Annotated in this window: 8 protein-coding genes; 7 read left to right on the top strand and 1 reads right to left on the bottom strand. The window is 56.5% G+C overall.

Annotated elements, in window-relative coordinates:
* Positions 1-853, bottom strand: an 853-nt coding sequence (locus SMC3_RS02255; protein ID WP_126850771.1) for a PAS domain-containing protein, incomplete at its 3' end; no start/stop codon positions are given.
* 278 nt (positions 854-1,131) lie between these two features.
* Between SMC3_RS02255 and SMC3_RS09345 the strand changes: the two genes are divergently transcribed.
* From SMC3_RS09345 to ftsY, 7 genes are all read left to right on the top strand, one after another.
* Entirely contained in the window at positions 1,132-1,272 is a 141-nt protein-coding gene (locus tag SMC3_RS09345; protein ID WP_165846515.1) for a hypothetical protein, read from the top strand.
* 131 nt (positions 1,273-1,403) lie between these two features.
* Positions 1,404-2,708: an aspartate--tRNA(Asn) ligase gene (gene aspS, locus SMC3_RS02250; RefSeq protein ID WP_119087069.1), complete on the top strand. Its 1,305-nt coding sequence runs from the start codon at positions 1,404-1,406 to the stop codon at positions 2,706-2,708.
* Between the two features lie 59 nt (positions 2,709-2,767).
* Positions 2,768-5,242 (top strand): leucine--tRNA ligase, encoded by a 2,475-nt coding sequence (gene leuS / locus SMC3_RS02245; protein WP_119087068.1) that lies wholly within the window; start codon positions 2,768-2,770, stop codon positions 5,240-5,242.
* 22 nt (positions 5,243-5,264) lie between these two features.
* On the top strand, positions 5,265-5,477 hold the full coding sequence (gene rpmF / locus SMC3_RS02240; RefSeq protein ID WP_119087067.1) for a 50S ribosomal protein L32: 213 nt from the start codon (positions 5,265-5,267) through the stop codon (positions 5,475-5,477).
* Between the two features lie 3 nt (positions 5,478-5,480).
* Positions 5,481-6,470, top strand: coding sequence for a phosphate acyltransferase PlsX (plsX, locus tag SMC3_RS02235; protein ID WP_119087066.1), 990 nt, complete (start codon positions 5,481-5,483; stop codon positions 6,468-6,470).
* Positions 6,467-7,261, top strand: a complete 795-nt coding sequence (gene rnc / locus SMC3_RS02230; RefSeq protein WP_119087065.1) for a ribonuclease III — start codon at positions 6,467-6,469, stop codon at positions 7,259-7,261. Before plsX ends, rnc begins: the two co-directional genes overlap by 4 nt.
* Positions 7,258-8,226, top strand: coding sequence for a signal recognition particle-docking protein FtsY (ftsY, locus tag SMC3_RS02225; protein WP_119087064.1), 969 nt, complete (start codon positions 7,258-7,260; stop codon positions 8,224-8,226). Before rnc ends, ftsY begins: the two co-directional genes overlap by 4 nt.
* Positions 8,227-8,243: the final 17 nt, after the last annotated feature.

Here is an 8,243-nt window from a genome sequence, read left to right as displayed (position 1 = left end):
GCAGTGCCTCCTCCGCCTGCTTGTGCTCGGTGATATCCTGGACCTGCATAAGGAACCCTGAGATCGAATCCGCACGATTTCCCAGCGGGGTGATGAGCACATCCAGCCAGATGATCCCTTCCCGGGTGGTAGGATAAAGGTTCAGGGTCTTCACTCTTTCGAAGTCAAGAGGTCCCTGGTATCGTACTGCCTCTCCCTGATGCAGCTTCTCCTTCTGCTCATCGTCGATATTCGGGTCAGCAAAGAGGGGGAAACCTCGGATTGCCTGTACATCCTTTATGCCAAACAGGTTCAGACCCGCAGGGTTGGCGTGTACCAATGTGCCAGCAGCATCATAGAGTTCAATGGCAATGGGCGATTGATCATAGATTGTACGGTAGCGCTCCTCACTCTCGCGCAACGCCTCTGCCTCTTCCACCCGCTTGCGCTCCGTGATGTCCACGATCATAGCCATGTGGTAAGTCGCGGGCTCTCCGGGATTCCACAGCGCCGAGACGGTCAGGTTCGCCCACACCTGCGTACCGTCCTTGCGACGGTAGCGCTTCTCGGTCGTGAACTCACGTACTTGTCCAGAGGCAAGACGCTTCATGTTGAGCGAGTCAGTTAGTCTGTCGTCGGGGTAGGTGATCGTCTGGAAGTCTAGCGAGAGCAGTTCCTCACGGGAGTATCCGACGATATCTGCATATCGCTGGTTGACGAGGACAAATTGCCCGGTCGCGGTCTCGACCTTGGCCACGCCGATTGCGGCTTGCTCGAACAGCGCCCGGAACTGGCGTTCGTTCTCCCGCAATGCCTCATCCGCCTGCTTCTGCGCCATGGCAGCCTCGCCGGAACGGATTTCCTTGTCAGTCACGGTCTCCCCTTTTTCCTGTTTCCGTGCCACGTTTGGCCATACCAGTAACACTCCGCTCTGCCGGTGCCGGTCTTGTGCATGTTTGTTCCATTCGCAGCTCCTGAACTCTCCTTGACTTTGTCGAATGGCACATATCCTGCCACGTGCGCGAAGAAGGGGGATGCACACAATCCTAGTCTCAGGATAGTCGTGGCGCAGAACGGGTCAAGTGCCGCCAAGGGTTGCGGATCTCTGGTCCGAGGGCTATAACGTGTGGGGCAATATGATGGAGGTCGACCATGCTTACCAGACGCAAGATCGACAGCAGGTTTCTCGACAAATGGGAACGAGACGTGTGTTCCGGACTGGAACGTGGAACTGAACGCCCGTTTGCTCTCGTTCACGATGATCAGATTCAGTGGTATCTGGGTGCACACTGACCTGCCCATGTCGATTCATCAGCAGTTCCCTGTTGACAGGAAGACAGTCAGGAAGTAACCTTATATAGTTATCGAGGGCCGGTCCTGGGCGATTGCCCTGAGAGCGGCCATTGTCATATGTGGAGGTTGACATGGAACGTGTGCTGAGTAGCGAACTATCTTCTCATGCAGGTGAACGCATCATGATGGCGGGGTGGATGCACCGCATCCGCAAGCTTGGAAGTGGGATGGTATTTGTTCACCTGCGCGATCGCTCTGGCATCTGTCAGATCGTTGTGGAGGCTCCCGAGGCAGTGGCGTCCATCGATGGACTGCTTGTCGAGAGCGTTATCCAGGTCGAGGGCATGGTGGTCGCAGAACCACAGGCCGCCGGCGGGTACGAAGTTCACGACCCTTCCTTCACGGTGTTGTCTCCTGTCACCGAAGCGTTGCCGTTTCCTATCAACAAGCCAGTCATCAACGCGCATCTGGATACGTTCCTCGACCATGCCATGGTCGGTCTCAGGGCGCCTTCCAAACAGGCTGTCTTCAAACTGAGCGCCGCGGTCGCCCACGGTTTCCGGGAGGTCCTTGATGGTAAGGGGTTCACCGAAGTGGCGACGCCCAAGATCACCGGCACGGCTTCTGAGTCCGGTGCTACTGTCTTCGCGATCGAGTACTTCGGGAAACAGGCCTTTCTGGCACAGAGCCCCCAGTTTTACAAGCAGATGATGGTCGGTGTCTTCGAACGCGTGTACGAGGTGGCGCCTGTCTTCAGGGCCGAGCCTCATCAGACCGTCCGTCACCTCAACGAGTACGTCAGCATGGACGCCGAGATGGGATTCATCAAAGACCATACAACGGTCATGGCTCTTCTCACCGACGTCATCAGGGGGATCCTCTCCTACCTCACGATGCACTGTGTCAAGGAGCTGGAGCTTCTCAAGGTCGAGATGCCGCTGGTGCCCGAGACTTTTCCACACGTCTACTTCCCGGATGCACAGCAGTGGATTTTCGAGCATCATGGCGAGGACTGCCGTGGGGAACCGGATCTTGCTCCTCAGCACGAGAAGTGGCTGGGCGAGTGGGCGAAGGAGACCTTCCAGTCCGATTTCCTGTTCGTTACCGGGTATCCGATGGTGAAGCGCCCCTTCTACACGGCGCCGAACCCGGACGACCCCAAGTACTCCAACTCATTCGACCTTCTGTTCCGGGGAACTGAGCTGGTCACCGGTGGTCAACGTCTCAACAAGTTCGAGGACTATGCCAGAGCTCTGGAATCTCGTGGTATGACACAGGAAGCCGTGGCGGCCTACCTCGAGACATTCCGCTTCGGAATGCCACCTCACGGCGGCTTTGCGATTGGATTGGAGCGCTTCATCATGCAGCTGACCGGGCTCACGAACCTGCGTGAAGCCGCCTTGTTCCCGCGCGATATGGAGAGGCTGCAACCCTGACCCATGAAATGTGAACATCGTTGTGCCAGGCACCAAGGCATTCACAATTGGAGTGACCAATGAGAGAATACGACTTCCATAGCATCGAACCGAAGTGGCAGAACCTCTGGGAGGCTGAGAAGGCCTATCGGACAGAAGAGAACTCCGTCAAACCGAAGCTTTTCTGTCTGGATTACTTCCCCTATCCATCGGGAGACGGCCTGCATGTCGGCCATTGCCGCAACTATATCCCCACCGACGTCATCAGCCGCTTCTACCGCATGAAGGGCTTCAATGTCCTGCACCCCATGGGATGGGACGCATTTGGGCTCCCCGCCGAGAACGAGGCTATCAGGCTGAAGAAGAATCCACGGGAGATCACTCTCAAGAACACAACCAACTTCAAGCGGCAACTCAAACTCCTTGGGACCTCGTATGACTGGGAGCGAGAGATCAACTCATCCGATCCCGAATACTATCGATGGACTCAGTGGTTCTTCCTGCTTCTGTACAAACGGGGCCTTGCCTATGAGAAGGAGTCGGAGCAGTGGTGGTGCCCCAGCTGCAAGACTGTCCTGGCCAATGAACAGGTAAAGGATGGCAAGTGCTGGCGCTGTGGAACTCCTGTGGAGAAGAAGAAGCTGAAACAGTGGTTCTTCAGGATCACCGACTACGCCGATCGTCTGGCCGATGACCTTGATACGGTGGACTGGCCCGAGCGTATCAAGATCATGCAGCGTAACTGGATCGGCAAGTCGGTTGGTGCCGAGGTCATCTTTGACATCGTCTCAGCCGGCGATGGTTCGAAGCATCCGGTAGCCATCTTCACAACCCGTCTGGATACAATCATGGGGGCCACGTTCCTTGTGCTGGCTCCTGAACATCCTCTGATCCATGAGATCGTTGCGGGCGAACAGCATGCCGAGGTCGATGCATATGTCGCGGCCAGCAAGACCAAGACGGAGATCGACCGCATGTCGACGGACATGGAAAAGACGGGGGTCTTCACGGGGGCCTACGCGGTCAACCCATTCTCTGGTGAGAAGGTCCCAGTCTGGATTGCCGACTATGTGCTCATGGGCTATGGCACGGGCGCAATCATGGCTGTACCAGCTCATGACAGCCGTGACTTCGCGTTTGCCACGAGATATGGCATCCCGATCCGCCAGGTCATCGGATGGCCGGGTGTCGTATATGAAGGAGCGGCTTGGAATAATACATATTCCGAGCATGGCACGCTGGTGCAGTCTGGCCGCTTCGACGGTCTGACGACGGAGGCTGCGTTCGCGGTAATGGTTGCAGACGGTGAAGCAAAAGGATTCGCAAAGGCGCAGACCAACTACCATATGCGTGATTGGCTCATCAGCCGCCAGCGCTACTGGGGAGCTCCAATACCCATGATACATTGTCCGACATGTGGGACGGTCCCCGTTCCTGAGAGCCAACTGCCAGTTGTGTTGCCGGATGTCGAGAAATATGAGCCAAGTGGAACGGGCGAGTCGCCCCTGGCCGGCATCAAGGAATGGGTCGAAACGACATGCCCTGTGTGCGGAGGACCAGCTCGGCGGGAGACGGATACAATGGATGGCTTCGCCTGTTCCTCGTGGTACGAGCTGCGGTATACCAGTCCTCACAATGACAAGGCACCCTTCGACAGGGCGACCATAGACTACTGGCTTCCTGTCGACCTGTACGTTGGTGGTGCGGAACATGCGGTCATGCATCTGCTGTATTCCCGGTTCTGGACCAAGGTCATGTACGACGAAGGCCTTGTTGGGTTCACAGAGCCGTTCGCTCGCCTCATGAACCAGGGAATGCTGCTGTCCTACGATGGGCAGAGGATGAGCAAGAGCAAGCATAACGTCATTACTCCCGACGAGGTTGTCGAGCAATACGGTGCCGATACCTTGCGCTTGTTTGAATTGTTCATGGCACCGTTTGAGCAGGAGGTCGCCTGGTCCAAGGAAGGCATCTCGGGCGCACACCGCTTTGTGAAGCGTCTGTGGGAGCTCGCCCAGCGTACCATCGAGGTATCACGGGGGGACCTGACGAACGTCTTGGTCCCAAAGCTCGAACTGCAGATCAACAAGCTGACCAAAAAGATCACCGAGGACATCGAGAAGTTCAAATTCAACACTGCAGTGGCCGCGTTCATGGAATACTTCAACTTTTTGTCCGAGACCGTACGGAACGACGAGACCATGCTGTCGACAGTCGAGTGGCAAACCGCGATGCGGCAGTTGCTTGTCGTCCTGGCCCCTTTCGCTCCCCACATGACAGAGGAACTCTGGCAGGAGTACGGTTGCGAAGAGAGCATTCACAGACAGCCCTGGCCCGCCTGGGACGAGAGCAAGCTTGTCCAGAACGAAGTAGAAGTTGCAGTGCAGGTGAATGGGAAGGTGCGTGGCTCGATGATGGTTTCTTCCGACTCGACCGACGAGGAACTGGGAAGCTTGGCGCTCGCTCAGGATTACGTTGTCAAGTATACGGCCGGACACATTGTCAAGCGTGTCGTTGCAATCAAGGGAAAAATCGTTAATATTGTAGTTCAGTGACTCTCGATCAGGAGGAAGTTGAATGGCAAATCCAAAGAAGAAGATAACCCCCAGCAGGAAGGGCAATAGATACAGCAAGGTCAAGATGCGTTTCAGGAACAATCATAGCCCTCTTGTCCTTTGTGGGCACTGCAACAAGCCTATCCGTTCGCATCACATTTGCCCGTACTGTGGGTATTACGATGGCAAGCTCGTGGTCAAACAGGAAGAGAAGAAGGGAAAGCCTGCTGCCTAACGTATGAAAGTTGCAGTCGATGCCATGGGGGGCGATTATGCCCCCCATGAGATTATCAAGGGTGCTGTAGAAGCTGCCCGCGAGTTTGGTGTCACAGTCGTCTTCGTGGGCGACCAGGTCGCCATCAATCTTGAGTTGTCCCAGTACGGTCAGGGTCAGCCCTTTTCGTACGAAGTGGTCCCGACGACCCAGGTCATTACGTTTCATGATCACCCATCCGAAGTATTGAGGACGCGCAAGGACTCGTCGCTGTATCGGGCTATCCAGCTGGTCGCAGAGAACAAGTGCCAGGCAATCGTCTCCGCCGGCAGTACCGGCGCACAGATGGCAATCTCCATCTTTGTCCTCGGCCGTATTCGTGGCGTCCTTCGCCCCGGCCTTATCACGGCCGTTCCGTCGGTCTCCGATGGACCATTCTACTTCATAGATACTGGTGCGGTTGCCGATTGTGCTCCGGAGAATATCCTGCAGTTTGCGCGCATGGGCCAAGTTTACTATCGCCTCATCACGGGCAAGGAGACGCCGACGGTTGGCCTGCTCAACATCGGCGAGGAAGCCGAGAAGGGGTCCCGCCAGGTGATCGAGACGCACAAGCTTCTGGCAGCCAGAAGCCCTGGGTTTATAGGGAACGTAGAACCGAAAGAGGCTTTTCGACATGCTGCGGATGTCGTGGTCAGCGATGGGTTTACTGGCAACATTTTCATAAAGACCATGGAGAGTACGGCAGAAACACTGTTTGACTTGATGAAAACGGCGCTCGGCAGCTCCATCAAGGGCAAGGTCGGTGGTGCGCTGGCTCACAGCAATCTGCGACTCGTCAAGCAGAAACTCGACTACAGCCAGTACGGCGGCGTCCCACTGCTGGGAGTCAAGGGTATCAGCATCGTCTGTCATGGCAGGTCCGACGCCGTGGCCATCTATCACGCCATTCGTGTCGCCAGGAATGTCAGCGACGAAGGCCTTGTGACGAAGCTGGAGGCGCTCTGGAAATGACAGATAACTTGAATCGAAGTCGCAGGACTGCTATTCATCGGATCGTCGTTCCGAAGGAGGACTTCACCGGCGCCCTTGTGATGGAGCGGACCGAGGAATTCAACAAGACGCTCCCGGTGCCATTCAAGAATCTCCGCTATCTGGTCGTCGCTCTCACGCACAGCTCATTCGCCAGCGAGCACCACAGCTACACGTCGAACGAGAAGCTCGAATTTGTAGGCGACGGTGTCGTGAACTTCATCGTTGCCAAACTGTTGTTCCTGGAATTTCCGGACGCCCGGGAGGGCGATTTGTCCAAGATGCGCGCCGCACTGGTCAAAGAGCAGGGCATCTATACGCGTGCGCTGGATCTTGGGCTTGATAGGTATCTGTTGCTGGGCAAGGGCGAGGACAAGCTGCGCGACGAACGCAAGCCCGCCATTCTTGCGGACGGCTTCGAGGCTCTTGTGGCTGCCATATACTTCGATAGTGGCATGCACGCGGCCGAGAAGTTTGTGACCATCGTATTCCACAAGGCAATAGGCGACCTGCACAACGGTGCGGTCCTGGACCACAAGACTGCCCTGCAGGAAGAGACGCAGCGGAGCATACGCCTGCTGCCGTCGTACGATACGGAGGTCGCGCGCGGCGAGGATGGATCGGACGTATTTACGTCGCTGGTGCATGTCGGCAGCGTTCTGTATGGCGAAGGCCGTGGGTCATCCAAGAAGAAGGCCGAAGAGGACGCTGCTCGTGCGGCCCTTGAGGCTTTCGTTTCCGAGCACCCGCATCGAGGGGAGTCCGGTCAGTGAGCTTCCTGTCGCGTGTCAAGCAACTCTTTGGTGGGGACACTCCGGTGGAGGAGGAATCTCCGGTCGAGGCACATGAAATCGGAGCCAAAGCACAGGAATCGGTGTCAGGCGCCGCACAGACTATACCGCAGCAGGTCGGGGGCGCTCGCCGCGAGGCGGCAGATTTCGATGCCCTGGAGGAACTTTTTATCGACGCCGGCATCGACGTCGACACGACGATAGGTATCCTGCAGGAAGTGCGAAGGGGTGGACTGTTAGGCCGTCCCACGGCAGAACAGGTTATTGAGCGCATCCGTGGAAAGCTGAGTGCCGTGCTTGACTTGGACAGCACGCTGCACACAACGGGTTCACCTGCCGTCGTCCTCGTTACAGGGGTCAACGGTGCAGGCAAGACCTCTTCAATCGCCAAGCTGGCAAACATGCTCAAGCAGCAGAACCGCACGGTCCTGCTGATCGCCGCCGACACCTTTCGCGCTGGGGCGGTAGACCAGCTTGCTATCCTTGCTGACCGCGTTGGCGTCCCAATGATGCGCTCGGTGGAGGGCCAGGACCCGTCCAGTGTCGTGTTCAACGGACTTCAGAAAGCCGTAGCAGACAAGGTGGACGTCGTCGTGATTGATACGGCGGGTCGCCTCGAAAACAAAAAGAACCTTACGTCCGAACTGCAGAAAGTTGTTCGGGTCATTGAGACAAAGTTCGGGCTGCCGTTGTCAGAGACGTTGCTGGTCATCGACGCGACGACCGGGGAGAATGCACTCATGCAAGCCCGCGCATTCAGTGAGGCGATCCCGATCTCGGGCATTATCCTCACGAAGATCGACTCCGGCGCGAAAGGTGGCAGTATCGTGAGCATTGCGCGTGAACTGCGCATCCCGATAAAGCTGGTCTGCAATGGTGAAACACTTATGAGCATAAAACCATTTGACAAAGACGATATTGTGAACATGATATTGCTGTCGGAGTAAGCATTAATAGCAACGAA

It is taken from the genome of Candidatus Cryosericum hinesii, from assembly GCF_003570985.1.
Classification (GTDB): domain Bacteria; phylum Caldisericota; class Caldisericia; order Cryosericales; family Cryosericaceae; genus Cryosericum; species Cryosericum hinesii.
Note: the sequence above shows the minus strand (reverse complement) of the source record. Positions and strands in the feature narration are given on the sequence as shown.